Source organism: Runella sp., from assembly GCF_965279615.1.
Classification (GTDB): domain Bacteria; phylum Bacteroidota; class Bacteroidia; order Cytophagales; family Spirosomataceae; genus Runella.
The window spans coordinates 7,326,686-7,351,130 of the sequence record NZ_OZ257252.1; the positions used below are offsets into that span (position 1 = coordinate 7,326,686).

Here is a 24,445-nt window from a genome sequence, read left to right on the forward strand (position 1 = left end):
GGATCATAATTAATGACTTACGTACCCACTCCCGCTCGCTATGAGCAAATGACTTACCGTCGATGCGGAAAAAGCGGACTCAAACTGCCGGCTATTTCTTTAGGATTATGGCATAATTTCGGCGGTGTGGATATTTTTGAGAATTATCGTGCCATTCTCCGAACTGCTTTTGACGCAGGAATCACTCATTTTGATTTGGCTAATAATTATGGACCGCCACCCGGCTCTGCCGAAGAAAATTTTGGTGTATTGCTCAAAAAAGATTTTGCGGCCTACCGTGATGAGTTAATTATTTCATCAAAAGCCGGATATTTAATGTGGCCCGGGCCGTATGGCGAATGGGGGTCGCGGAAATATGTGATTTCAAGTTGTGACCAAAGTCTAAAACGGATGGGCTTGGAATATGTCGATATTTTCTATTCCCACCGTCCCGACCCCAATACACCGCTGGAAGAAACGATGGGCGCTTTGGATAGCATCGTTCGTCAGGGTAAGGCGCTTTATGTGGGAATTTCAAACTATTCTGCCGAAGATTCTGCCAAAGCTATAAAGATTTTGAAAGATTTGGGGACGCCGTGCCTTATTCACCAACCCAAATACTCCATGTTTGAGCGTTGGGTAGAAGGTGGTTTGATGGATGTTTTGGGCGAAACGGGCGTTGGTTGTATCCCTTTTTCACCGTTGGCTCAAGGCCTTTTGACAGATAAATATTTGAAAGGAATTCCCACGGACTCAAGGGCGGCCAAGTCGCACGGATTTTTGCAAACAAGCCAAATTACGCCGGAAACGCTTCAAAAAATAGAAAAACTCAATGCATTGGCAATCGAACGAGGTCAAACGTTGGCGCAAATGGCATTGGCGTGGCTGTTGAAAGACGAACGCGTTACGTCGGTTTTGATCGGTGCGAGCCGCGTATCGCAGTTGCAGGATTCGTTAAAATGCTTGGACAACCTACAATTCAGTACTGAGGAATTAACGAAAATTGAAGAAATCCTACTGTAGAGGCAGGCCTCGCGCCTGCCCGATTACGTTGTATACGATTTTGGTTACGCGGTTTTGGGCAGACGCAAGGCCTGCCCCTACGGGATTGCAATATTTGAAAATTCCCTATTTACAAAAATGTAAAAAAACGATCTTTGAAATCTTCTGATCCCATGAAAAAACTACTGCTTACCCTTCTTTTCGCTCCTTTTGTGACGTTGGCACAGCAAACTCCAACGGTGATTCCGTTGTGGGAAAAAGGCGCTCCCGGTTTTGAAAACCGCCGGAATGAACCCGAAGAAGCTAAAGATTGGTGGGTAAAAAATATTCATAATCCATCGGTAACCGTGTATTTGCCGCCTAAAGAAAAAGCCAATGGGACAGCCGTAATTGTTTGTCCGGGCGGGGGGCATAATCAGTTGGTTATCACGTCTGAAGGAAAAGAGGCCGCCGAATACCTGAACAGTATCGGTGTAACTGCTTTTGTGTTAAAATACCGTTTGGCACGTGAGCCTAATTCTCCTTATAAATTTGAAACCCATGTGCGCCAAGACGCACATCGCGCCATTCGTTTGGTGAGAAGTCGCGCGGCTGAATGGGGAATAGATACGAGCCGCGTTGGAATGTTGGGTTTTTCGGCAGGGGGAGAAACGGTGGCGCTGGTCGCTTATGTTAGTGGAAAAGGAGACGCCAATGCGCCCGATGCCATTGACCGATTGAATGGCAAGCCCAATTTTCAGATGTTGGTCTATCCGGGGCCATTATACATTCCCGGCACGATACCGAATGATGCACCTCCTGCGTTTGCCTTGGTAGCCAACGAAGACCCCTGCTGTGCAGGACCCGTTGTAGATTTACTCCGTAAATACCGTGAAGCAAAAGTGCCCATTGAAGTACACATTTATGCCAAAGGCAATCACGGATTTAATATGGGCAAACGTACCCCACTCAAAACATTGCAGGTGTGGCCTCAACGCATGACCGAATGGATGTTGGATGCAGGGTACTTGGAAAACAAATCAAAATAAAGAATAGTAAAAAACACAAAAGCTTCGGAGAAGCGCAACCTTTGTAGATTGATGGTGGAAACACTACCAATGGATGACCAATCAAAAAAGCTTCGGAGAAGCGCAACCTTTGTGGAATTCGGAATGGTTCGCCGTGCGGAAACGCCACCTTTGTGAATTTTTTTATGTCAAACGGGTTATAAATACGTTAGTATAGGATAACCAACGTCAGTGTTCATGCGTATATTTCGTTTTACTGCCTCACTCTTTTTAGGATTAATTTTTGCATTTACTATTGATTTTCAGGGATATAGTCAAACGATGCCGGCATTTCCTGCCGCAGAATTATTTGGCGATACGCTTACTGCTGAGTCGTTTCGGGGAATGTATTCTCAACTGGGTCGTACACCTACATTGAGCGATTGCAGAACGGGAAAGATTGTCCGAATATTACCAAAAGGAGTTTATGCAGAACTCAAAGACATTTACAAAAAAGCGCGGCGGGAAAAATTAAGCCGGGTCTATGTAGAAGTAGAGGGCTATTATGCCGATAAAACGAAAGACCAGGTAATTGCTCAAAAAATTGTTTTGTACCAAAATATTCAAGTGTGCCCCTCACAGACCAAAACATTTCTGGTACGGATGAAAACCCAATTTATTGAATATTCCGAAACGCTGGTTGAATGGGGAATAAAACTGGGAATAGCATTTGTGCTGTTATTGATTGGATTTGGATTGATCAACTGGTTTGAACGACCCTTAAAATCTTTTATAGACAATCGACTTCGCATTGATGCGTCCGTTAAAAGCTTTATTAAGAGCCTTATTTTTATCGTTTTACGCATCAGTATCATCATGGTGGCCGGTGCCTTTTTGGGCCTGAAAGTGACCGGTTTTGTGGCTTTATTCAGTGCGGCTACGTTGGCTATCGGCTTTGCATTGCAGGGGAGCCTGTCCAATTTTGCAGGTGGTTTTATCATTCTGTTAATGAAGCAATTTAAAGTAGGAGAGAAGATCACGGCTCAAAGTTATACGGGCGTCGTTCGTGATATTTTGATGTTTAACACAGTATTGGATACGGGCGATGGGCGGCGCGTCATGATCCCCAACGGTCCTTTGCTCAACAATACCATCATCAACCATACCCGTGCGGGTTATGAAAAACGGGTTATTAAAATCTATACGACCGCTGAGGCAGATTCTACGCACCTCAAAACAATTATTACCGAGCAAATGGAAACCTTGGACGTACCGGATATACACCTTACCCCCGATGTAAAAATCACGGACTGGAACGGAGAACGGCTCGAAATAACGATTTCCTATCAAACACCTACCCAACGAAGCGCTGAAATTTTTGAAAAAGTGGTTCAAAGCCTGAACAATCGTCTGCATCAGGAAAACTTAAAGTTTTATCCTGCCATGATAGACCCCTGAGAGGCCGCATTTTTGAGAAATTCTGTACCTTTGCGAGCATAAAAAACGCCTTATCATGAAAATCATTTGCATTGGCCGCAATTACGTTGATCATATTCACGAACTTCAAAACGCCGTTCCCGAAGACCCCGTCATTTTTCAAAAGCCCGATACGGCACTGCTCAAAGACGGTGCGGCATTTTATTATCCCGATTTTACGCAAGACCTTCACCATGAAGTAGAAGTAGTGGTAAAGATCAGTAAAATGGGTAAAAATATTGACGAGAAGTTTGCCCACAAATACTACGAAGAGGTTGGAATCGGTATTGATTTTACCGCCCGTGACTTACAATCAAAACTTAAGTCAAAAGGATTACCGTGGGAATTGGCCAAGGCATTTGATGGCTCAGCGCCGGTTTCAGAATTCATTCCCAAGGCACAATTTGCGGATTTACAGGACTTGAATTTTCATTTGGAAGTCAATGGTGAGACGCGCCAACAAGGCAATACGTCGTTGATGTTGTTTAAAATTGATTACATCATATCGTTTATTTCACGCTTTTTTACGCTCAAAACCGGTGATCTACTTTTTACCGGAACTCCCAAAGGAGTAAGTGCCGTAAAGGTAGGTGACACCCTGACGGCTTACATTGAAGGTAAAAAAATGCTTGAGTTTGAGGTAAAATAAGGTAGAAAATAAAAGGCGAGAGTAAATAAAATGGACCGATTTTTGTGCATCTCTGTGAGGCTTTTGTGCATTTTTCCGGTTAAAAAATAGATGCTTGCAGCATGACAAAAAGACGATCTTTATTCATTCTTTGCTTTTGTTTCGGAGTTTTTCAGGGAGTTTTTGCCCAAAAAGAGTCGTTTCCTAAAGGGTATTTTCAGTTTCCGATTTATCCCGGTCAAAAAAATACGTTGGCAGGTGTGTTGGGTGATCTCCGCACCAATCACTTCCACGCAGGTATTGATATCCGTACTCAACAACGGGAAGGATTGCCCGTATTGGCCGCTGCCGATGGCTACATTTCGCGCATCAAAGTTCAAACGACGGGCTATGGCAACGTCATTTTTATCAAACATCCCAATGGCTTGACAACCGTTTATGGGCATTTGCTTTCGTATGCGGAGCCTATGGGCAGTTATTTGCGTGAAAAACAATACGAACGCCAATCGTTTGAAATAGAATTGAACCCCTCACCCGACCAATTTCCCGTAACCAAAGGGCAGTTGATCGCGCTTTCGGGAAATACGGGCGGGTCGGCGGGACCGCATTTGCATTTTGAAATTCGGGACTCTAAAGACAATTACCTCAATCCGTTATTCTTTGATTTTGCCGAAATTGAAGATCGAATTCCTCCTTATTTTACATCCATGGCCATCAGGCCTATGTCGCTGCAAAGTCGGGTCAATGGGGAGTTTGAAAGAATAACATTTCGGCCGGTACGTCAAAAAGAGGGTCTTTATACCGTAGCTCAACCCATCAGAGCATGGGGCGAAATCGGACTTGAACTCATTGCTTTTGACGCCATGAACGGTGTTAATTTTAGAAATGGCGTCAATTGTGTAGAAATAAAACTGGATGGCGAAGAGGTGTTTGCCTATAACATGACCTCCTTTCCCGGGTGGTCTACCCGCGATTATAACAACCTGATCGACTATGCCACCGAACAGAAGACAGGCGCTCGGTATTTGCGTTGCTATAACCCCGACGGAAACCAATACAATGTACATCGAACCGATGGTTATCGGGGCAAGCTGCAAATTCGTGATACCCTCATGCACGATGTAGAAGTGACACTTTTTGATTCGTACGAAAACTCAGCCGTATTACGCCTGAAAATCAAAGGGGAGCCTCCTCAGGAATTGCAACCGCCTTTGGAAGAGTCAGAGGCAATGCCGACAGTAGCTTATCTTAAATCTGATGCGGTTGAAAATGTGCTCAAGATCTCGGCATTTGGTCTTTCTCAGTTGACACAAGCGGATATTTATGTTAAAAACAGAAGCTTAAAACTCGCCCCTTCTTATCGCAACAGCGGCGAAACGGTGTACCTGCTTGATTTACGCGAATACTTGCCGGATTCCATTCAAATTGGAAATAAATTGCTGAAGACAGAGTTTAAAGGGCGTATCAAACCCAATATCATCGAAACGTACAAAGGGGATCGCTATATCCTGCGTTTTGGCAATCAAAGTATTTTTGATACATTGTATCTGGCAGTACAGTCAAGACCCAATGGCCTTACCATCAACGATGAAAACATTCCGCTGCGGGATGCCATTGGCGTCAACTTTCGCCCGGATGTAATGCCGGCAAACCCTGACAAAACGCACGCTTATCGCTTTGACGGCGAACGTATGCGTTTTGCGGGAGGAAAATGGCAAGGCGATATTCTTGATTTTACCACCCGCGAATTAGGGAATTTTGCCATTGCCACCGACGAAACACCTCCTTCTGTGCGATTAATTCAATCCTCTAAAAAAAGCATATCGGCGCGTATTTCCGACGGAATGTCGGGAATCGGTTCTTTCAACGCCTTTGTGAACGGAGAGTGGGTGTTGATGAATTATGATTACAAGCGCAACTACATTTGGTCGGATAAGTTGGTAGACACCCTTGATTTTGAGGGCGAATTACGACTTGAAGTGACCGACCGCGCGGGAAATATCGCTATCTTGCAGACCGAAATCAAAGAACCGGTTGTCAAACCCGCTACCCGAAAAAAACATGGCACTGCAAGCAGGAGAAAAAGCTCCGCCGTTCGAGGCAAAGGATCAAAACGGAAACGCCGTTAAACTGTCTGATTTTCAAGGCAAAAAAATTGTCCTCTATTTTTACCCCAAAGACGATACGCCTGGCTGTACGGCGCAGGCGTGTAGCCTTCGCGATAGCTATGATGCTATGCTCGCCAGAGGATATGTTGTTTTGGGTGTAAGCGCTGATGATGAAAAATCCCATAAAAAATTTGCCGAAAAATATCACCTGCCTTTTCCTATTCTGGCCGATACCGACCGCGCTATCATAGAATCTTATGGCGTATGGGGTGAAAAATCCATGTATGGCAAAACGTATATGGGCATTGTTCGAACTACTTTTATTATCGACGAAACCGGTGTAATTCAGGAAGTTATTTCTAAAGTAGACACCAAGAATCACGCAGCACAAGTATTTTCTTAGATGAACTTTTTAGCAGAGTTTGATAAAAGTGTCATCGTGACAATTATATTTGTAACATTTTCAAACCTACGCATATTTCAATTATTCAAATGACTGAACTTCAAAGCATTGCTTCGCAGGTAAGACGCGATATTTTACGCATGGTACATGGTTGCCAATCAGGACACCCGGGCGGGTCGCTGGGCTGCACCGATTTGTTGGTGGCATTGTACTTCCAACAAATGAAAATCAACAACCGTAAAGGCAAAGGCGGTTATTTGTCATTCAATATTGATGGCAAAGGAGAGGACTTGTTTTTCCTTTCAAACGGTCATATTTCCCCCGTTTTTTACAGCGTTTTGGCGCGTCGCGGGTACTTTGATGTCAAGGAAATGGCAACCTTCCGCAAGATAAACTCGCGTTTGCAGGGACACCCGACCACGCACGAAGGCCTTCCGGGCATTCGCATTGCGTCCGGCTCATTGGGTCAGGGCCTTTCGGTCTCGATTGGTGCGGCTTTGGCTAAAAAACTCAACGGCGAAAAAAATATTGTTTATTGCCTCATGGGCGACGGCGAGCAACAGGAAGGGCAAGTGTGGGAAGCCGTACAATTTGCACCAAACAATAACGTCGATAACCTCGTCGCTTTCGTGGACGTGAACGGTCAGCAAATTGACGGTTCAACCAACAAAGTAAACAACAACCGCGACCTTGGCGCAAAATACAAAGCGTTTGGCTGGCGTGTATTGACCGTTGATGGCAATAACATGGATGAGTTGACAACCTTGCTGCGCAAGATCAAACGCCTCGTTGGCAAAGGTCAGCCCATCGCCGTAATGATGAAAACCGAAATGGGCCAAGGTGTTGACTTCATGATGCACTCGCACAAATGGCACGGTGTAGCACCTAATGATGCTCAATTAGAGCAAGCCCTGGCGCAATTGCCGGAGACGCTGGGGGATTATTAAACAATCAGGATGATGGTAACAAGTCTTGACCAACTGGATTTATCAAAGCAATATAGCTACGCAGACTACTTTAAATGGAAGTTTGATGAGCGTGTAGAGTTAATAAAAGGGCGCATTTTTAAAATGCCGCCTGCTCCTGCGCGTAAACATCAGTCTATTTCACGGTATTTTATCTCACAAATGGTAAGATATTTTGATGAACACCCTTGCGAATGGTATCATGCGCCGTTTGATGTGCGCTTGGCGCGTAAATCTGAAAATACCGACAAACAGGTATATACAGTGGTGCAGCCTGACCTTTGTGTGGTTTGTGATAAATCTAAGTTGGATATGCGAGGCTGTGTTGGTGCGCCTGATTTGATCATTGAAATTCTCTCGCCCGGCAATAGTAGAAAGGAAATGAAAGATAAGTTTGAGGTGTATGAAGAAGCCGGGGTGCGTGAGTATTGGATAGTACAATCGACCGATAAAAATGTACTGGTTTATACGCTCAACGAACAAGGCGTTTTTATTGGACATCGGCCTTTCATTGAGGACGAAATCATGCACTCGTTTATTTTTCCTGAATTGAAAATCAATTTGTTAGAAGTTTTTAAAGATTGACGAGGCTCCGTTGCCAATGAAACTCCAAAAACTCCATATCAAAAATTTCAAATCCATTGTGGATTTGGAAATCGTCGAACCCAACCCGTTTACGGTCTTTGTCGGCCCCAACGGGTCGGGCAAGTCGAATATTTTTGAGGCATTGGAGTTTGCAAGCTTAATGAGTTTAGAAGATGATTTTGATGCCCAATTAAAAACAGTAAATCAATTTGGAGGGTTAGATAAATTTTTAAACAGAAAACATGCTAATGCCCCTACTATAGTATTACATCAATTTGATAAGGATAAAGGGATTATGTTTATGTGTACTCCCAAAGATGAGCAAATAATAGAAATCATTAAAAACTCTATAAAGCAAACAGAACAAGAGCAAAAAACTATAAATGAATTACTGAAAAGTTTAGCAGAAGAAAAAGGAAAGAAATTTTCAGATGAATGGCTTCACTCTACTAGATTGCAAAGAGTTAATAAGCTCTTATCATCTAAATACGATAGCTTAAGTTTCTTGGTTCCGGTTAATCAAAAAGTAATAGCATCGTTTGAAGAAAATTCCAATACTATTAATCTTTCAAGTATAGTTAAGGAGTTTGGTCAGGCTGTACAACTTCCTGAATTCGAGCAATTTGTTGATTTTTTTGGTAGAATATTTGTAGGTAGTAGAATTGGAGATCGAACAAAATATTCTAATTATTTACGTTCTGATGCCTCAAATCTTGCAAAAGTTTTAGGAAGAATTTTTAAAGATAATATTAGGAAAGAGGAGATAATAGAATGGTTAAGTCTATTTGTGCCTGAATTTGAAAAGATTGAGTATCTTAAAAATCCAATAAGTCGAAAGTATGAAATACAAATTTTTGAAAAAAATTCAGAACAGCCTTTTGAAACATCTTTTATCTCCGACGGAACCTACAATATCTTAGCGCTTTTAACAGCTGTTTACCAATCTGATAAACCGCAATTTTTGTGCATTGAAGAACCGGAGAATGGGTTAAATCCGTATGTCATCAGAAAGTTAGTTGATTTCTTTAGAGCAGCCTGTGAAGAAAAAGGGCATTATATTTGGCTCAATACGCACTCAAACGCTCTGGTGGAATGTTTGACCCCTGAGGAAGTGATCGTGGTTGATAAAATAGGCGGTGAAACCACCATCAAACAAATAAAAGGGATGGATTTGCATGGCCTCAACATGGCCGAAGTATGGCTTTCGGGAGCATTGGGAGGAGGGACACCATGGTAAAAGTGGGGTTCATCGTAGAAGGTGATACTGAAAAACAGATTATATCCTCTGAGTCATTCAATACACTATGTCGTAGCAAAGGAATCGAAGTGATTAGTGGTGTTTTACCGGCCAATAAAAAAGAACGTGGAAAGGATGTCTTCAAAAATGCAGAAAAATTGGCCTCGTTCGCCGCTCTGCTTTACGACAGGGGAGCAGATTGTGTTTTTTGCATGAGAGACTTAGAGGATTTGCCTTGTATCACTTCGGCCAAAGAAGAAATAAACTCGACCGACGACAACATTAAAAAAGTAATCGTGGTCAGGCAGATAGAAACTTGGTTTTTGGCCGATACCCTACTCATGGAACACTGTTTCGGTGGAAGCTTTCGCATAATGTTCCCGGAAACGGCAGTTCCCGAAGGTATTCCTAAGCCGGAAGAAAAGTTGAAGGAAATTTCCGTCGCAACCAGAAATGGGAGGGGGATCGGAGATAAATTACTTTTTGCTAAAAGATTGATCATGAATGGCTTTTCGATAGAGCATTCCGCTCAAAACAGCCCAAGTGCAGCTTATTTTTTAAACAAATTACATTCATTAAACCGCGCGGTAGACCCCGCATAATTTGCAATTCACAATTTTTTATATGAAAAAATATACGTTCACCGAAAAGAAAGATACCCGCAGCGGTTTTGGCGTGGGTATGCAGGTATTAGGTCAGACCAATCCCAACGTAGTAGCCCTTTGCGCCGACTTGGTGGGTTCGTTAAAACTTGATGCATTCATCAAAGAAAACCCTGACCGTTTTATCCAATGTGGTATTTCGGAAGCCAACATGATCGGTATGGCGGCAGGTTTGACCATTGGCGGTAAAATTCCTTTTGCCACCACCTTTGCTAACTTTGGTTCAGGCCGTGTCTATGACCAAATCCGCCAAAGCGTAGCGTATTCCGATAAAAACGTTAAAATCGCCGTATCGCACGCGGGTTTGACATTGGGAGAAGATGGTGCTACTCACCAGATTTTGGAAGACCTTGCCATGATGCGTGCATTGCCCGGCATGACCGTCATCAATCCATGTGATTATAACCAAACCAAGGCAGCGACCATTGCCGTCGGTGAATATGAAGGCCCCGTTTATTTGCGTTTCGGGCGTCCGGTCATTCCGGTATTTACCGATCCTGATCAAAAATTTGAGATCGGCAAAGCGTGGATGGTCAACGAAGGCACGGATGTAAGTATCTTCGCCACAGGGCATTTGGTATGGGAAGCCATTCAGGCGGGAGAAATCTTGGAAGCCGAAGGCATCAACGCCGAGATTATCAACATCCATACCATTAAACCATTGGATGAAAAAGCTATCTTAAAATCAGTAAAGAAAACGGGTTGTTTGGTATCTGCCGAAGAACATCAGGTAGCGGGGGGGTTAGGAAGCGCCATTGCTGAAGTATTGATTCAGGGCACGCCTTATCCGCAGGAATTCATCGCCGTGAAAGATAGTTTCGGAGAAAGCGGTACACCGGCCCAACTCATGGAAAAATACGGCCTCACCGCCAAAGACATCGTAGCCGCCGCAAAACGGGCGATTGCAAGAAAATAAGTGAAATAAGTATTGAGTAGTGGGTATTAAGTTATATTGCACAATACCCACTGCACAATGCTCACTACTTAAAAATGACAGATCAAGCCATACTTGAAAAATTTGCCAATCCTGAGAGCCGAAATTTTGCTTTCAATCAGTTGGTGCGAAAGTACCAGCAAAAAATTTATTGGCACATTCGCAAGATGGTGATCGATCACGATGATACCGATGATCTGACGCAGGAAACATTTATCAAAGCGTGGCAGGCATTGGAAACGTTTCGGGGTGATGCGCAATTGTTTACGTGGTTGTACCGTATTGCAACCAACGAATGCCTGAATTTTTTAAACAAGAAACGTCGCCGTTTTTTTGTTCCTATTCACGACGTAGAAGGCGAATTACTGGAGAAAATTGAGGAAGCTGCCGGACAGTCTGACTCACCGATTTCGGGTGACGAAATTCAGTTGAAACTTCAAAAAGCACTGCTGACATTGCCGGATAAACAACGGTTAGTCTTCAACATGAAGTATTTTGATGATCTTAAGTACGAAGATATTGCGGAGATTACGGGTACCTCGGTGGGAGCATTAAAGGCAAGCTATCACCATGCGGTGACAAAAATCGAAAAGTTTTTGAACGGTGAAGATTAAACTTTATTGTAAGTAGTTTGTCAAAAGATAAATACGTTATCCACACCTTACGTTTTTTCGTTCGTAGAGAACACCATTACACTTCGTCCACAGCATAACCTTGAGAAAATGAAACGGATAAAATTAGAAGACCTCGAAAACAAACTTCCCTATCGGGAGCCCGAAGGTTATTTTGAAAAACTGCCATCGGTAGTACAGTCTCGCATTTATGAACGTGTTTCGGAAAAAGAGAATTCTTTTTCGGTGAGTTGGTCATGGAAACGTACTGCTTTGTTGGGAGCGGCGGCGAGTGTTGTAGGGATTCTACTTTGGCTGACCTATCCACAGAGACAACATTCTTTGGGAGAAGAAACACTTAGTCAAGTCACAGATGATGAGATTATTACCTATTTAAAAGATAATCATATCACGCAGCAGGAAATGACTGAGCAACCTCAGGTGAAAGAATCGTATACTGATGAAGATGTGTTATTGCAACAACTCAATGTAAATGATGAGGACCTTCGAAAAGCCATTCAGGAAGAAGACTTAGAGGAAGCCATTTAGTGAATCCATCCGTTATTTATAAATTAATCCGGTAATGAAAAAGATAATAGTTGTTTTAGTTTGCACCTTATTTGCTACAGTTTCTTTTGCGCAGGACGGCGGACATCAGAAAATTGAAAATGCCAAAATAGGGTTGATCACCAATCGACTCAATCTCACGCCTGAGCAGTCACAGCAATTTTGGCCTGTCTACAACGAGTTTGATGACAGAAAAAAAGAGATTCGTAAGCAAATGAGAAAACTTGTTGTTGAAACAAACACGCTGACGACACCCGACGAAAAAATTCTGGCAAATATTAAGGAAACACTCAATCTTCAACAAAAAGAAGTGGATCTGGAACGTGAGTATATGAATAAATTTCTCAAAGTGGTCAATGTAAGGCAATTAGCAGAGCTTTATAAAGCTGAGCAGATGTTTACACAGATGCTCATTCAGCGCCTGAACAGAAAGCAACAATAAGGAGTAAACCTGTTTTTCCTGTATATTTCAATGTAAAAGAGCCAATTTTGTATTCAGACAAAATTGGCTCTTTTATGTTTTTAATGGTATAATAGTCAGGCTGCTTGCAGTAACGCTTCGAGGTATTTTACTTTTCTTCGGGAGACCGGTATCTCATATCCGTCTTTGAGTCGAAAATTGCCTTTAGGAGCGAAATCTAAATAGGAGGTGTTAATGATGCAACCGCGGTTTACGCGAATAAATTCAGACGGCAACAACTCCTCATAAATTCCGAGTGTTTTTGAAACCAATATCTGTTGTCCTGTTTTCAGCACAAACAGTGTATAGTTTCGTTGTCCTTCAAGCCGCATAATATCGCGCAGGGGGACAAAGATTTTGTAAGAATTGAGGGGTAAACGAATACCTTCCAAGCCATTTGGAGTACGTAAGAGTTGTAAAACAGTCATAACAGAGAGGGTTTAATGTGTATACAAAAGTGCACCTTTAGGAGTGGTGAAAAAATGGGAGATTTCCCCGTATTGCGCCCGTATTTTTCCCGTATTTCCTCACAAAGCCTCTCTTTGTAAGGTCTGTTTTTTTTGTATTTTTCGTGGCTGAACCCTACATTCTCGCATGCACCTGGCTTATCGTTATCCGCTATTCCTATTGGTTGGTTTTTTGATATCGTTTGCGAGCAGCAGCCAAACGCCGAAAATCGACAGTCTCAAAAAAGTATTGGCTTCATTACCGCCCGAAGGCCGCTCGTACAGGAATGATACGATAAGGATGTTGGTACTATGTGAATTGGGAAAAGAATCTATCGGAAAAAAAATAACTCCTTGTATCGAGCAGGCTATTTTAGAGGCTAATACAATTGGGTGGCCCAAAGGAATAATGGTAGCCTATTTTCACCACGGAAGGCATTATGGGGCATTAGGTAGTTATTACAGAGCGAGTCAATCGCTTTTTAAGGCGTTGTCAGTATCCGAACGATTGCAGGATGTTCAGATGTCAAGTAAAATTCTTCTGAATTTGGGAAATTTCTATCAAGTCATGGGTAATGCTGTGAAAGGGTTGGAGTTTCACCTTAAAGCCCTTAATTACGCACGGAATATACCTGATATAAAATTGAAACTATTGAATTTGATCGGAACGGATTATGTGAGGCTTTCTAATTATTCCAAAGCTGAATATTACCTATTGAAAGGTCGAAAATTAGCAAAATTGTATGGCAACAAAACTTATCAAGTGGTATCTTTGTACTTATGTTTGCCATAGTAGATATTGAAACCACCGGCGGCACTTATGCTACAAGCCGAATTACTGAGATCGCCATTTTGCGTCACGATGGCCGGAAAGTCATAGATTCATATCAAACTCTTATTAATCCGCAGTGTTGGATTCCGGGATTTATTACCCAACTGACAGGGATTGATAATCATATGGTCAAAGATGCGCCTACGTTTGAAGAAATCGCCGATGAGGTGCGGCAGATGACCCAAAATGCGGCTTTTGTGGCACACAATGTTACGTTTGATTATGGGTTTGTACGCCGTGAATTCGAACGGTTGGATGAATATTTTGACCGCGATACACTGTGTACTGTACGGCTGAGCCGCAAAATTTTTCCGGGTTATAAGTCGTATAGTTTGGGAAATATTTGCCGTGATCTGCAAATTCAGCACACCAACCACCACCGCGCGATGGGCGATGCCGCTGCTACTACGCTTCTGTTTGAATTGCTTCTTCAAAATGACCAACAAGGCCTACTGAAAGGCTGGGTTTTATAAATTCAATATTTTTTTTCGTAGGGGCAGGCCTTGCGTCTGCCCAATTTTGCGTGGAAGGGGGCAGACGCAAGGCCTGCCCCTACGGCATATCTCCAATAAATTTTCAAAACAGTGAACTTGATTTAGCATTCTGCGGTTTTGTAAGTGATTACTCACTTTTTATATGACCGAAAAACAGGAACTTATTCTCGAAACCGCACTGAAGCTTTTTGCAGAACATGGCTTTGATACAACTCCCACAAGCCTGATCGCTAAGGAAGCGGGCGTGTCGGAGGGGCTTATTTTTCGCCATTTTACCAATAAAGAAGGCTTGATGGACGCTATTTTGGCGATGAGTGATGAACGTATGGGCGGACACGTTAAAGCCATCGTAACACTCGCGGAACCATTAGCTAAAATTCATGCTACGATTGAGCTGCCATTTAAGCTGTTCAGTGAAGAACGAGAATTTTGGAAGTTACAATTTTCGCTGAAATGGCAGAAAAAATACAAAGGCCAATCGGCCCATCCCGGCGGGCATTATCTTGAATTGTCGAATGCGATTACGGAATCTTTTCGTCAATTGAATTATACTGAACCTGAAAAAGAAGTAGTGTTTTTGGTCATGCTACTTGACGGGGTAAGCAACCAACTTATGCAACAACCTTCGGACGAATTCATTCAGGAGATACTTTTATTCCTGAAATCTAAGTACCCGAACTCTAAAGCTTAAAAGAGAAAAGTTAATTAATAAATGCATAGTGTACTAAAAATGTAAGTAAGCACTCACTTATAAAAAAGAAATCAATCAACCCATGTTCAGCAAATTTAAGAAAACGATGATTATTCTATTGATTATTATTTTGATCATTCCGGCGGCCGTGTATGTATACATGCAACAACCACAGTTTGGCAAAAATCCGGCAGAAAAACGACTTGAACGTATTCTGACCTCGCCGCATTATAAAAACGGTGCTTTTCAAAATGAACACCTTACACCTGACTTAGCGGAAGGAGTGACATATTTTGATATTTTAAAGTCGTATATTCCCAAGGTTGAAAATAAGGAGCCTACAAAAATTTTGCCTTCGATCAAGACCGATCTGAAAAATATTACTTCCGATAAGCCCGTCGTGGTTTGGTTCGGGCACTCGTCTTATTTCATGCATGTTGACGGGAAAAATATTTTGGTTGATCCCGTTTTCAGCGGACATGCATCGCCGGTTACCTTTTTTGGGGCTAATTATAACGGGAGCAATGTTTACTCCATTGATGATTTTCCCGAGTTGGATTTGCTGATCATTACCCACGACCATTACGATCATTTGGATTATGAAACAGTCAAAAAACTGCAACCTAAGGTAAAAAGAGTAGTTACATCTTTGGGTGTAGGCTCTCACTTATCGCTTTGGGGATACGAAGAAGCCCAAATCACGGAGTTGGATTGGTGGGAAAAAACATCGCTCGACAGCACGTTTGAAATCACGGCTGCGCCGGCTCGCCACTTCTCCGGACGCGGCTTTAAGCGCATGCAAACTTTCTGGTCTTCCTTTATCCTAAAAACGCCTTACAGCAGTATTTACGTAGGCGGAGATTCAGGTTATGATACGCACTTTAAAGAAATTGGAGAAAAATACGGCCCGTTTGATCTGGCTGTTTTGGAATGCGGTCAGTACAACAACTATTGGAAATACATCCACATGATGCCCGAAGAGACCGCGCAGGCTGCGGTTGAATTACGTGCCAAGTTATTGCTGCCTGTCCATTGGAGTAAATTTACGCTGGCTTTACATCCTTGGAATGAATCCATCCAACGCGTAACAAAAAAGGCGAAAGAGTTACACCAACCCATCACAACGCCAATGATCGGTGAAAAAGTAGAGATAGGAGGAAGTGACTATCCCACCAAAGAATGGTGGATTTACTGAGAAATTACAATGTCAAAAGAGCCTTCTTTTGACATCGTAAAACTATTAATACGCAGGCGTGAGATTGATGGCTTCTACTCTTTTGATCTCAGGAACTGATCTCAAAATCGCTTCTTCCAATCCTGCCTTGAACGTCATGGTAGACATAGGACATGAGCTGCATGAACCTATAAGTTCAAGGCGTACGGTCATGTCGTCGGTAATTTCTTTTACTGCAACGTTGCCACCGTCGGCTTCCAGGTACGGGCGGATGCCGTTGAGCGCCGTTTCGATGCGGGTTTTTAGTGAATCAGCTTGAATTGTTTCCATTTTTATAGAATAATACGCTAAGATGCTATTTTTTTAGTCGATAACCAAGAACCAACATTTTACGTTATACTCTGATCTCCACTTGTCGGGTTTTAGCCAAGGTAGCATTGCGAATCGCTACTTGTTGGGCCAAATTTTCGGCTGCTTCCTGAAAGGCTTCTTTGGTAATGATATCATCACTCAAAAATGCCGGACGGCCTTCGTCGCCTCCTTCACGGATGCTTTGTACGAGTGGGATTTGCCCTAATACCGGGACGTCAAATTTATCTGCCAATTGTTGGCCTCCGTTTTTTCCAAAAAGATAATATTTGTTGTTGGGGAGTTCGGCAGGAGTGAAATAGGCCATGTTTTCTACAATCCCCAATACCGGAACATTGATCTGCGGTTGACGAAACATTGCCAATCCTTTGATGGCATCGGCCAACGCTACTTTTTGCGGAGTGGTCACGATCACCGCTCCCGTCACGGGAAGAGCCTGAACGAGTGTAAGGTGGATATCACTGGTACCCGGCGGCAGATCAATAAGCAGATAATCCAATTCGCCCCACTCAACGTCACCGATCAATTGACGTAATGCCGTACTGGCCATGGGGCCGCGCCAAACGGTAGGACTATCGGCAGGAACCAAAAAGCCCATTGAGATCAACTTAATGCCCCATTGTTGAATAGGCACCATCATATTACGGCCGTCGCGTTGTACAATGCGGGGCTGCATATCTTCGGCCCCAAACATGACCGGCATCGAAGGTCCATAAATATCGGCATCAAGAATACCGACTTTGGCTCCCGAACGAGACAAAGCCATGGCTAAATTGGCCGTAACGGTAGATTTTCCAACACCGCCTTTCCCTGACGCTACCGCAATGATATTTTTAACCTGAGGAACCACCGGCCCGCCGTTGCGGGAAGTGGTAACGTCGGCAATAAGTTTAATATCTACTGTAATATGCTTGCCGAAAAATTTGTGAATGGCGTCTGTACAGTTTTTGCGAATGAGTTCTTTGAGTGGACACGCAGGTGTGGTAAGCACTACGGTAAAACTGATCAGATCAATGCCTGTTTCAACATCGCGGATCATTCCAAGCGTCACGAGGTCTTTTTTTAGATCAGGTTCCTGAACCGTACTGAGTGCCTGAAGTATCTTTTCTTTATTGATGGTTAGGTCGCCCATGGGGGAGTAATATCCTTTTATTGATTAATCGTAGAATTCTGAGAATGTATAACGTAAACGTTGATTGTCTAAAAAACGTCGTAACGCGTTGTTACATTCCATTAGAACCGCAAAATTAAAAGATAAGTTTACCGAAATCCTATTTGTATCTTTAAAAGACCGGTTTGTTTTAAATTAAAAAGGCCGGCTCTGCGACCGACCTCTTCATGAGTGGATAGTATCGTTTATTTTACCGACAGCGAAACCCCTGAACGTAACTTTATTTATACCGCTAATCGCGCGTTTTCGGCACTGCGAATGAACGGTTTTAGACCACGGTATAGAAGTACACACGAAAGACTGCATCCCAATAATACCGTAGAGGGCAACGATATATGCACCATGTTGGGGTCGCCAAAGACTTTGTCATTGATAAAACCTACCGCTAAAGGCCCGCCGCCGAGTCCGATGATGTTGACTACAAAGAGGAAAAAAGCAGAGAAAGTGGCCCGCATCGGTGCAGGCACCATTTCCTGAAGTGCAGCCGTGGCAGCACCATATGGAATTGACGTAAAGAAGCAGTTCAAAGCCAATAATACCACAAATAGTTGCAATGGGGCAGGAGTGAACAACATCATTAGCAGGATGGCTAATGAAATAAATGTGCCGATAAGCATACCTTGGTAGCCAACGCGCATTTTAGCGTCAGCATAGCCGTCTTTGGTCAATTTGTCGGCATAGCGTCCACCCAGATAAACGCCGGCGGTAGAGAAAATGGTAATGATGGCTCCCAATAACAAACCGGCTTGTGCTTCGGCCAGACCATATTTTCGTACCAACAGCGTAGGAGTCCATGAAGTAGTGGCATAAGAACTGAAGGCCATAAAAGCAATTCCGAAAAACAGGGATAACAATGAAAAACGATTCGCGCTGAAATATGCCCTGATTTCTGACATTTCAATCTTGGCTTTGGCAGTTTGTTGACGCTCAGGCTCTTTGATGGTAAAAGCAATCAACGCAACGATCAGTAATCCCGGGGCTCCAACCACCAAAAAGACAGTTTGCCAAGGATATATTTCACCAAAAACAGGAATCTGCCACATACCTTCTACGCTGATGAGTTTAAGGATCAGGGCAACCAACAAAATCGAAAGCCCGGAGCCAACGTAGACCCCCAAATTATAAATACCCATGGCGGTACCCAACTTATGACGCGGAAACAAATCGGAAATCATCGAATAAGCCGCCGGCGATAAAGCAGCTTCCCCAATTCCTACACCTATACGCGCCAGAAAAAGCTGATTGTAGGTATCCGTGACGCCACAGATAGCGGTCATGAAACTCCAGAGAAGAATGCCCCACATGATGATGCTTTTGCGACTGCGTCGGTCAGCCAAACGGCCAATCGGAATGCCCAGAAAAGTATAAAAAATGGCAAAACTGAATCCGATCAAAAGCCCAACCTGCGTATCGGTCACGCCGAAATCGCGTTTGAGGGGCTTCACCAACAAGGTGAGCACTTGGCGGTCGATGAACGAAGAAATATAGGCGAGCATCAGCACCGCTACTACGTACCAAGCATAACGAAGAGAAGGAGAGTGGGGATTGGCAGTCATGAAGAAAAAGGTTTTATGAGTATAGTTAAAAGGAAGCCTGATGTACTATTCTATTGTTCAATTTTATCTGAAAATTTTTCTATTTTTTCGTTTAGGTATAAAAAGACAATGATTGCCTGTTGGAGACTTCCTTTTTTAGCTGCATTTTTGATAAAAAACCTGACCGTTATGCTTCCCTTTCTGTTTGGTCATTGCTTTATTGTACCCTTTTTACGTTGCCTCCCATGTCGTTGGAAAAAGAACTGACAGCCTTATTAAGTACGCGTTATCCTGCCCAACGATCAGGCATTGCGGTTTTGGTAATAAAAGAAGGTAAAACGATTTACCAACAGGGTTTTGGCCTTGCCAATGTAGCGACCAAAGAGGGAATCACGCCACAAACCACTTTCCGAATGGCATCGGTTTCGAAGCAATTTACGGCCATGGGCATTATGCTGTTGGTTAAACAGGGCAAGCTTTCTTACGACGATAATCTCCTGAAATTTTTCCCTGAATTTAATGTTGCTGTTGGAAGTAAAATAAAAGTAAGGCATTTGTTGACGCATTCTTCGGGCATTTGGGATTATGAAGAACTGATCCCTGAAACACAAAAAACACAGTTGCTGGACGAAGATGTCTTGGGGCTGTTGCGTACTCAATCCAAAACATACTTTGAACCCGGCAGTCAATTTCAATACAGCAATTCCGGGTTTTGTTTGTTGGAACAGATCATCGAAAAAGCATCGGGACAACGTTTTGCGGATTTTATGGAACGGGCGATTTTTAAACCGTTGGGAATGACCTCAACGCGTATCTATGAAGCACCCGCCGGCAACATTCCGCACCGTGCCATGGGCTATGCCCGCACCGAACAGGGCGGTTGGAAAGATTCAGACCAGAGCATTACGAGTGCTACCAAAGGCGATGGGTGCGTGTATACATCATTGGTGGATTATACGAAATGGTATAAAGCCCTCCGAACTAACCGATTGATTGATCCGGAAGCCGAATTGAAAAAAGTAACTATAGCCCTTCCCAAAAATGCCCCCGGAAAGTATGGTTTGGGGTGGTTTCATGCGTATAATACAAAAGGGCAGCTTGGATTATATCATACAGGAAGTACCTGTGGATTCAGCAACGGTGTGCTGCTTATTCCCGCTCAGGATTATCTTTTTGTGTATTTCTCCAACAGTGCTGATAATCACGAAATTGAAAAAGATATTATCAGTCTTCTGAAAAAATACAACGCTTATCCTGACGAATTCGATTTCCTGAAAATGTTGGAGTTGACGCGATAAAAGAGGCAGGAAAATCGGGTCGGAAGCAAGTAATTTATTGATTAATCAGGGTAATAATGTAATTTTGAGGGTTTTATGTGCGTTGATACATAACATTCTCGAACTCAAAACGATATAGCCATGCTAAAAAATAAACCTTTCTTCAAAAACCTTCTGTTTTTCAGTATCTTGGTTGCTATCGGCGGTTGCAGCCTGAGTTCGGAATCTCTTTCGCTCAAAGCAAGCATTAATTCTACTTCGGTAAAGTCGTCAGCGACCAAATGCAAAGAAGCAGAGCTGCTTTGCTGCAAAAAATGCCCGAGAACGCGTCCCGTTATTTAACCTTTGATTTTTAATTTACGACGTTTCAGGGGCTAATTTAGTGCTTTCAATCGCAGACGGTCTATGTTTGGCAGTTATACCTATATGTTTGTACCTAACTGTATTTTGCCCCCGCGATGAAAGTTACCCTCAACGATAAACGATTGCTTATTTTCGGCCCGATTGTGCTTTGGGCAGTAGCGACCGTTTTTTTTAATTTGCCCACGCTCTGTGATGATAATTTTACTGCGGCCAAATTCCTGATCGCGGGACTCATTTCGGTCTATTTTTCGTGGATCGTGGGGCGTTGGATGATCGTTGAAGTGCGCCGTCGTAATCCCGGCTTGGAGAATGTGCGCCAGCGGCTCATTGCATTGGGTTTGCTAAGTATTCCCGTGGTTGTTTTGTTGGTGGTTCAACGGTTGATGCTCTTCGATTATTTTGTGTACAGCGATAGCCCCAAATTCGACTGGATACACCCCGAGACGCTGTTTATGGTGGGGCTTAATTTGTTTTACTTAGCCATCATTTTTGCCGTTTACGAAAGCCGTTATTTCTTCCGTCAATGGTTGCTCAGCAAACGTCAGACCGAAGAGCTCAGCCGCGCTAACCTGGAAATGCAGTTGGATTCGTTGAAAAATCAGGTACAGCCACATTTCTTATTCAACAGCCTTAATACGCTTCAGGCGTTGGTCAAATCAAACGAAAACAAAACAGCGGTCCGGTTCATTGGTGATTTATCGCAGGTGTATCGGTATTTGTTGCAAAGCAATGAGCAACAGTTGATCTCAATTGAAAAAGAACTTGAATTTACGCACGCGTATTTCAGCTTGCTCAAAACCCGATTTGAAGAAGGCATTACGTTGGAAGTAAACGTTGACCCGGTGTATCGCCACGCCCAAATCCCACCGCTGACGTTACAGTTGTTGGTAGAAAATGCGGTCAAGCATAACATGGTTTCGATCTCAAAGCCATTGAATATCAAGATATTTACAAATAAGGTAGGGGAACTTGTGGTACAAAATAACCTTCAATGTAAACCCAACAATGCCATGCCGTCGAGCCAAAAAGGCTTAATGAACATTGCTTCCAAATATGCGTTGCTTCGCCAACCGCACGTGCAGATATACCAAAATGAGGATACATTTGAAGTCCGCGTACCGCTCATTGGAATTGGGCAATGGGGGCAGAAAGAAAAAACGGCGAAAGCATAATACAGTGGTCAGAAGGAATTAAGGTAGAAATTTAAGCGAACAGTGTATGAAAGTGGTCATTATCGAAGATGAAGCGCTGGCGGCCCGGCAATTGAAAACGATGGTGCAGGAATGCGGCGAAGCCATTGAGGTCGTGACCATGCTCGACAGCGTGGAGTCATCCATTCAATGGCTGCGCGACAACGAACGCCCCGATCTGTTGTTGATGGATATTGAATTGTGTGATGGGCAAAGTTTTGAGATATTCAACCGGGTAGAAGTCAAAAGTCCCGTCATTTTCACGACCGCTTACAACGAATATGCCATTCAGGCTTTCCGCGTAAACAGCATTGATTATCTGCTCAAACCCATTGACGAAGACGCCTTAAAGCGAAGTTTATCTAAGTTTCAGGAACTGAAAAAAATGTACGGAACAACGGCCGAAAACCACTTGGACGTTAACGAATTGGTACACCTTATCAAGCAAACAAAAGTATCTCCTTCTGAATATCGGGAGCGTTTTTTATTGAAACAGGGCTCTCGCCTTGTGCCCGTTTCGGTAGATGATATTGCCTATTTTTATAGTCAGGAACGGCTGAGTTTTGTAAAAACGTGGGACGAGCGTTCGTACGTTCTGGATTATACGCTGGATGAGCTTGAATGTCTGCTGAATCCGAAACAGTTTTTCCGGGCCAATCGGCAGATCATTCTGTGTCCTAAATCCGTTGACAAGATTCATTTACACTTCAACAGCCGCCTTAAATTGGACCTTCGTCCGGGCACGGACGAAGAAGTGTTTATAAGTCGCGACAAAGCCGGCGAATTCAGAGATTGGATGGGGGAATAATGGTTTTGGATTGTCTTTGGGTTTTTAGTACTTTTAATAGCCCATTCGGACATTCTAAGCGTAGTAGAAAATCATCACTTTGTATTTTATTGAAAAGACAGGAGATTTCTGTGTTTGTGCAATGTCCGTTCCTCGTCAATAAACCACTCAACCTCAATCCGGATTACTTATGGCAAGTTCGCTTTCGCCCGCTATTAAAGATTCTTCTGACTATCAACGCGTTTCATCCACTGATTTCTTATTAGGCATTCCGCCGTATTTGTATGCAGTGGTGTTTTCGTCTTTGTGCGTGATCGTAGGACTTATTTGGGATATTTGTTGGCACACCAGCATTGGGCGCGATGGCCTTTTTTCGCCGCCTCACCTTATTATTTATGTAGGCGCAATAGTTTCAGGTCTTTTTTCGGGGTATCAGGTACTTTATACTACGTTCAAAGGTTCGGCTATTCAAAAAGCCCAAAGTGTGAAAGTGTGGGGTTTCTTTTATAGTTCATTGGGGGCATTGTTTTGTATTTGGGGCGCTTTAATGATGCTTACATCGGCGCCCTTTGACGATTGGTGGCATAATACTTACGGGCTTGATGTTCAGATTCTTTCGCCACCACATACCGTTTTGGCATTGGGGATTATCGGAGTGCAGTTTGGGGCAATTGTAAGCGTTCTTTCGACCAAAAACCAATTGGTTAGCCAAGGTATTTCAACGGCGTATACCAAACAACGGCTTCGTCGTCTCAATCTGCTTTTTGCCTTATCAGGTGGATTTTTGATGACAATGTGGTTTACCTTACTTTCCGAAGAATTGGGAAAATGGGAAATGCACAATTCAAGTTTTTATAAAGTTTCGGCGGCCGCATTTCCATTGTTTCTGTTGGCATTTGGACGCGGTGCCGGCGGGCGTTGGAGTATCACATCGGTGACGGCAGTTTATACGGCATTGATGTGTCTCACGTTGTGGATCATTCCATTGTTTCCTGCCGAGCCCAAATTAGGCCCTATCTGGAATCACATCGATCATTATCAGGGATTTGCCTTTCCGTTGTTATTGATTGTCCCCGCTTTTGCGATGGATTGGATTCTGAATCGTTATACCTACATCAATGATTGGGTAATGGCGGCTATTATGAGTGTCGTTTTTGTTGTAATTATGCTCATTGTGCAATGGCCTTTCGGAGAGTTTTTGTTGGAGTCACCTTATACTCGTAACTGGTTCTTTGGCAGCCATTACCTCTATTATGGTAATGACCCTACGTGGGAATATCGCTATAAATATGCTCCCGGGATGCTTCAAACCATTTCTGAATTTAGCATCGGAATTGCCTATGCACTTGGTTTTGGCTACATTTCTTCTCGTCTTGGATTGGCATGGGGCAAATGGATGCGCAAAATTCAACGCTGATGTTGGCTATCAAATAATGATGATAATAATAACGTAGGAGCAGGCCCGCGGCGGCGTACCGCTTACGTCTGCCCAATCCAATCTCTGTCCAATCAC

General features: G+C 43.3%; 27 protein-coding genes. 23 read left to right on the forward strand and 4 right to left on the reverse strand.

Going from position 1 to position 24,445, the window contains the following annotated elements; genetic code table 11:
• Positions 1–12 precede the first annotated feature (12 nt).
• The 14 genes from mgrA to ACQY73_RS30910 all read left to right on the forward strand — a co-directional run bounded on the left by mgrA (position 13) and on the right by ACQY73_RS30910 (position 12,585).
• Complete coding sequence (gene mgrA / locus ACQY73_RS30845; RefSeq protein WP_428658020.1) at positions 13–1,002, forward strand: L-glyceraldehyde 3-phosphate reductase; 990 nt, start codon at positions 13–15, stop codon at positions 1,000–1,002.
• 152 nt (positions 1,003–1,154) lie between these two features.
• On the forward strand, positions 1,155–2,009 hold the full coding sequence (locus ACQY73_RS30850) for an alpha/beta hydrolase (RefSeq protein ID WP_428658021.1): 855 nt from the start codon (positions 1,155–1,157) through the stop codon (positions 2,007–2,009).
• A gap of 216 nt (positions 2,010–2,225) precedes the next feature.
• The gene (locus ACQY73_RS30855) at positions 2,226–3,425 is read left to right on the forward strand and encodes a mechanosensitive ion channel domain-containing protein (RefSeq protein WP_428658022.1); all 1,200 of its coding nucleotides are present in this window, start codon (positions 2,226–2,228) and stop codon (positions 3,423–3,425) included.
• A 55-nt stretch (positions 3,426–3,480) separates the two neighbouring features.
• Positions 3,481–4,092: a fumarylacetoacetate hydrolase family protein gene (locus ACQY73_RS30860; RefSeq protein WP_428658023.1), complete on the forward strand. Its 612-nt coding sequence runs from the start codon at positions 3,481–3,483 to the stop codon at positions 4,090–4,092.
• Between the two features lie 101 nt (positions 4,093–4,193).
• Entirely contained in the window at positions 4,194–6,200 is a 2,007-nt protein-coding gene (locus tag ACQY73_RS30865; protein WP_428658024.1) for a M23 family metallopeptidase, read from the forward strand.
• Positions 6,133–6,582: a thioredoxin-dependent thiol peroxidase gene (gene bcp / locus ACQY73_RS30870; protein ID WP_428658025.1), complete on the forward strand. Its 450-nt coding sequence runs from the start codon at positions 6,133–6,135 to the stop codon at positions 6,580–6,582. Before ACQY73_RS30865 ends, bcp begins: the two co-directional genes overlap by 68 nt.
• Before the next feature lie 89 nt (positions 6,583–6,671).
• The gene (locus ACQY73_RS30875; protein WP_428658026.1) at positions 6,672–7,529 is read left to right on the forward strand and encodes a transketolase; all 858 of its coding nucleotides are present in this window, start codon (positions 6,672–6,674) and stop codon (positions 7,527–7,529) included.
• Between the two features lie 9 nt (positions 7,530–7,538).
• A complete protein-coding gene (locus ACQY73_RS30880; RefSeq protein WP_428658027.1) occupies positions 7,539–8,132 on the forward strand; it encodes a Uma2 family endonuclease in 594 nt (197 codons plus the stop codon).
• 16 nt (positions 8,133–8,148) lie between these two features.
• Positions 8,149–9,369 carry an AAA family ATPase gene (locus tag ACQY73_RS30885; RefSeq protein WP_428658028.1) on the forward strand — a complete coding sequence of 407 codons (1,221 nt, stop codon included), beginning with the start codon at positions 8,149–8,151 and terminating at the stop codon, positions 9,367–9,369.
• The gene (locus ACQY73_RS30890) at positions 9,330–9,971 is read left to right on the forward strand and encodes a hypothetical protein (RefSeq protein WP_428658029.1); all 642 of its coding nucleotides are present in this window, start codon (positions 9,330–9,332) and stop codon (positions 9,969–9,971) included. Before ACQY73_RS30885 ends, ACQY73_RS30890 begins: the two co-directional genes overlap by 40 nt.
• A 22-nt stretch (positions 9,972–9,993) precedes the next feature.
• Complete coding sequence (locus ACQY73_RS30895; protein WP_428658030.1) at positions 9,994–10,947, forward strand: transketolase family protein; 954 nt, start codon at positions 9,994–9,996, stop codon at positions 10,945–10,947.
• A gap of 74 nt (positions 10,948–11,021) precedes the next feature.
• Positions 11,022–11,579, forward strand: a complete 558-nt coding sequence (locus ACQY73_RS30900) for an RNA polymerase sigma factor (RefSeq protein ID WP_428658031.1) — start codon at positions 11,022–11,024, stop codon at positions 11,577–11,579.
• A 108-nt stretch (positions 11,580–11,687) separates the two neighbouring features.
• Positions 11,688–12,125 carry a hypothetical protein gene (locus ACQY73_RS30905; RefSeq protein ID WP_428658032.1) on the forward strand — a complete coding sequence of 146 codons (438 nt, stop codon included), beginning with the start codon at positions 11,688–11,690 and terminating at the stop codon, positions 12,123–12,125.
• A 34-nt stretch (positions 12,126–12,159) separates the two neighbouring features.
• Positions 12,160–12,585: a Spy/CpxP family protein refolding chaperone gene (locus ACQY73_RS30910; protein WP_428658033.1), complete on the forward strand. Its 426-nt coding sequence runs from the start codon at positions 12,160–12,162 to the stop codon at positions 12,583–12,585.
• 95 nt (positions 12,586–12,680) lie between these two features.
• On the opposite strand, the gene ACQY73_RS30915 is transcribed toward ACQY73_RS30910, so the two are convergent.
• Positions 12,681–13,031: a LytR/AlgR family response regulator transcription factor gene (locus ACQY73_RS30915; protein ID WP_428658034.1), complete on the reverse strand. Its 351-nt coding sequence runs from the start codon at positions 13,029–13,031 to the stop codon at positions 12,681–12,683.
• Positions 13,032–13,197: 166 nt separating this feature from the next.
• On the opposite strand from ACQY73_RS30915, the gene ACQY73_RS30920 reads away from it, so the two are divergent.
• The 4 genes from ACQY73_RS30920 to ACQY73_RS30935 all read left to right on the forward strand — a co-directional run bounded on the left by ACQY73_RS30920 (position 13,198) and on the right by ACQY73_RS30935 (position 16,261).
• Positions 13,198–13,842, forward strand: a complete 645-nt coding sequence (locus ACQY73_RS30920; RefSeq protein ID WP_428658035.1) for a tetratricopeptide repeat protein — start codon at positions 13,198–13,200, stop codon at positions 13,840–13,842.
• Positions 13,830–14,354: a 3'-5' exonuclease gene (locus tag ACQY73_RS30925; protein WP_428658036.1), complete on the forward strand. Its 525-nt coding sequence runs from the start codon at positions 13,830–13,832 to the stop codon at positions 14,352–14,354. Before ACQY73_RS30920 ends, ACQY73_RS30925 begins: the two co-directional genes overlap by 13 nt.
• Before the next feature lie 163 nt (positions 14,355–14,517).
• A complete protein-coding gene (locus ACQY73_RS30930) occupies positions 14,518–15,066 on the forward strand; it encodes a TetR/AcrR family transcriptional regulator (RefSeq protein WP_428658037.1) in 549 nt (182 codons plus the stop codon).
• 106 nt (positions 15,067–15,172) lie between these two features.
• Positions 15,173–16,261, forward strand: coding sequence for an MBL fold metallo-hydrolase (locus ACQY73_RS30935; protein ID WP_428658038.1), 1,089 nt, complete (start codon positions 15,173–15,175; stop codon positions 16,259–16,261).
• 45 nt (positions 16,262–16,306) lie between these two features.
• On the opposite strand, the gene ACQY73_RS30940 is transcribed toward ACQY73_RS30935, so the two are convergent.
• From ACQY73_RS30940 to ACQY73_RS30950, 3 genes are all read right to left on the reverse strand, one after another.
• Entirely contained in the window at positions 16,307–16,570 is a 264-nt protein-coding gene (locus ACQY73_RS30940) for a NifU family protein (RefSeq protein ID WP_428658039.1), read from the reverse strand.
• A gap of 64 nt (positions 16,571–16,634) precedes the next feature.
• Complete coding sequence (locus ACQY73_RS30945; RefSeq protein WP_428658040.1) at positions 16,635–17,741, reverse strand: Mrp/NBP35 family ATP-binding protein; 1,107 nt, start codon at positions 17,739–17,741, stop codon at positions 16,635–16,637.
• A 263-nt stretch (positions 17,742–18,004) separates the two neighbouring features.
• Complete coding sequence (locus ACQY73_RS30950) at positions 18,005–19,336, reverse strand: spinster family MFS transporter (RefSeq protein ID WP_428658041.1); 1,332 nt, start codon at positions 19,334–19,336, stop codon at positions 18,005–18,007.
• Between the two features lie 119 nt (positions 19,337–19,455).
• Here ACQY73_RS30950 and ACQY73_RS30955 point away from each other — a divergent pair, with 119 nt between their 5' ends.
• From ACQY73_RS30955 to ACQY73_RS30975, 5 genes are all read left to right on the forward strand, one after another.
• The gene (locus ACQY73_RS30955; protein ID WP_428658042.1) at positions 19,456–20,613 is read left to right on the forward strand and encodes a serine hydrolase domain-containing protein; all 1,158 of its coding nucleotides are present in this window, start codon (positions 19,456–19,458) and stop codon (positions 20,611–20,613) included.
• A gap of 120 nt (positions 20,614–20,733) precedes the next feature.
• Positions 20,734–20,934 carry a hypothetical protein gene (locus ACQY73_RS30960; protein WP_428658043.1) on the forward strand — a complete coding sequence of 67 codons (201 nt, stop codon included), beginning with the start codon at positions 20,734–20,736 and terminating at the stop codon, positions 20,932–20,934.
• Positions 20,935–21,050: 116 nt separating this feature from the next.
• The gene (locus ACQY73_RS30965) at positions 21,051–22,127 is read left to right on the forward strand and encodes a sensor histidine kinase (RefSeq protein WP_428658044.1); all 1,077 of its coding nucleotides are present in this window, start codon (positions 21,051–21,053) and stop codon (positions 22,125–22,127) included.
• 46 nt (positions 22,128–22,173) lie between these two features.
• Entirely contained in the window at positions 22,174–22,953 is a 780-nt protein-coding gene (locus ACQY73_RS30970) for a LytR/AlgR family response regulator transcription factor (protein ID WP_428658045.1), read from the forward strand.
• A 169-nt stretch (positions 22,954–23,122) separates the two neighbouring features.
• Positions 23,123–24,349: a hypothetical protein gene (locus ACQY73_RS30975; protein ID WP_428658046.1), complete on the forward strand. Its 1,227-nt coding sequence runs from the start codon at positions 23,123–23,125 to the stop codon at positions 24,347–24,349.
• The last annotated feature ends 96 nt before the right edge of the window (positions 24,350–24,445 follow it).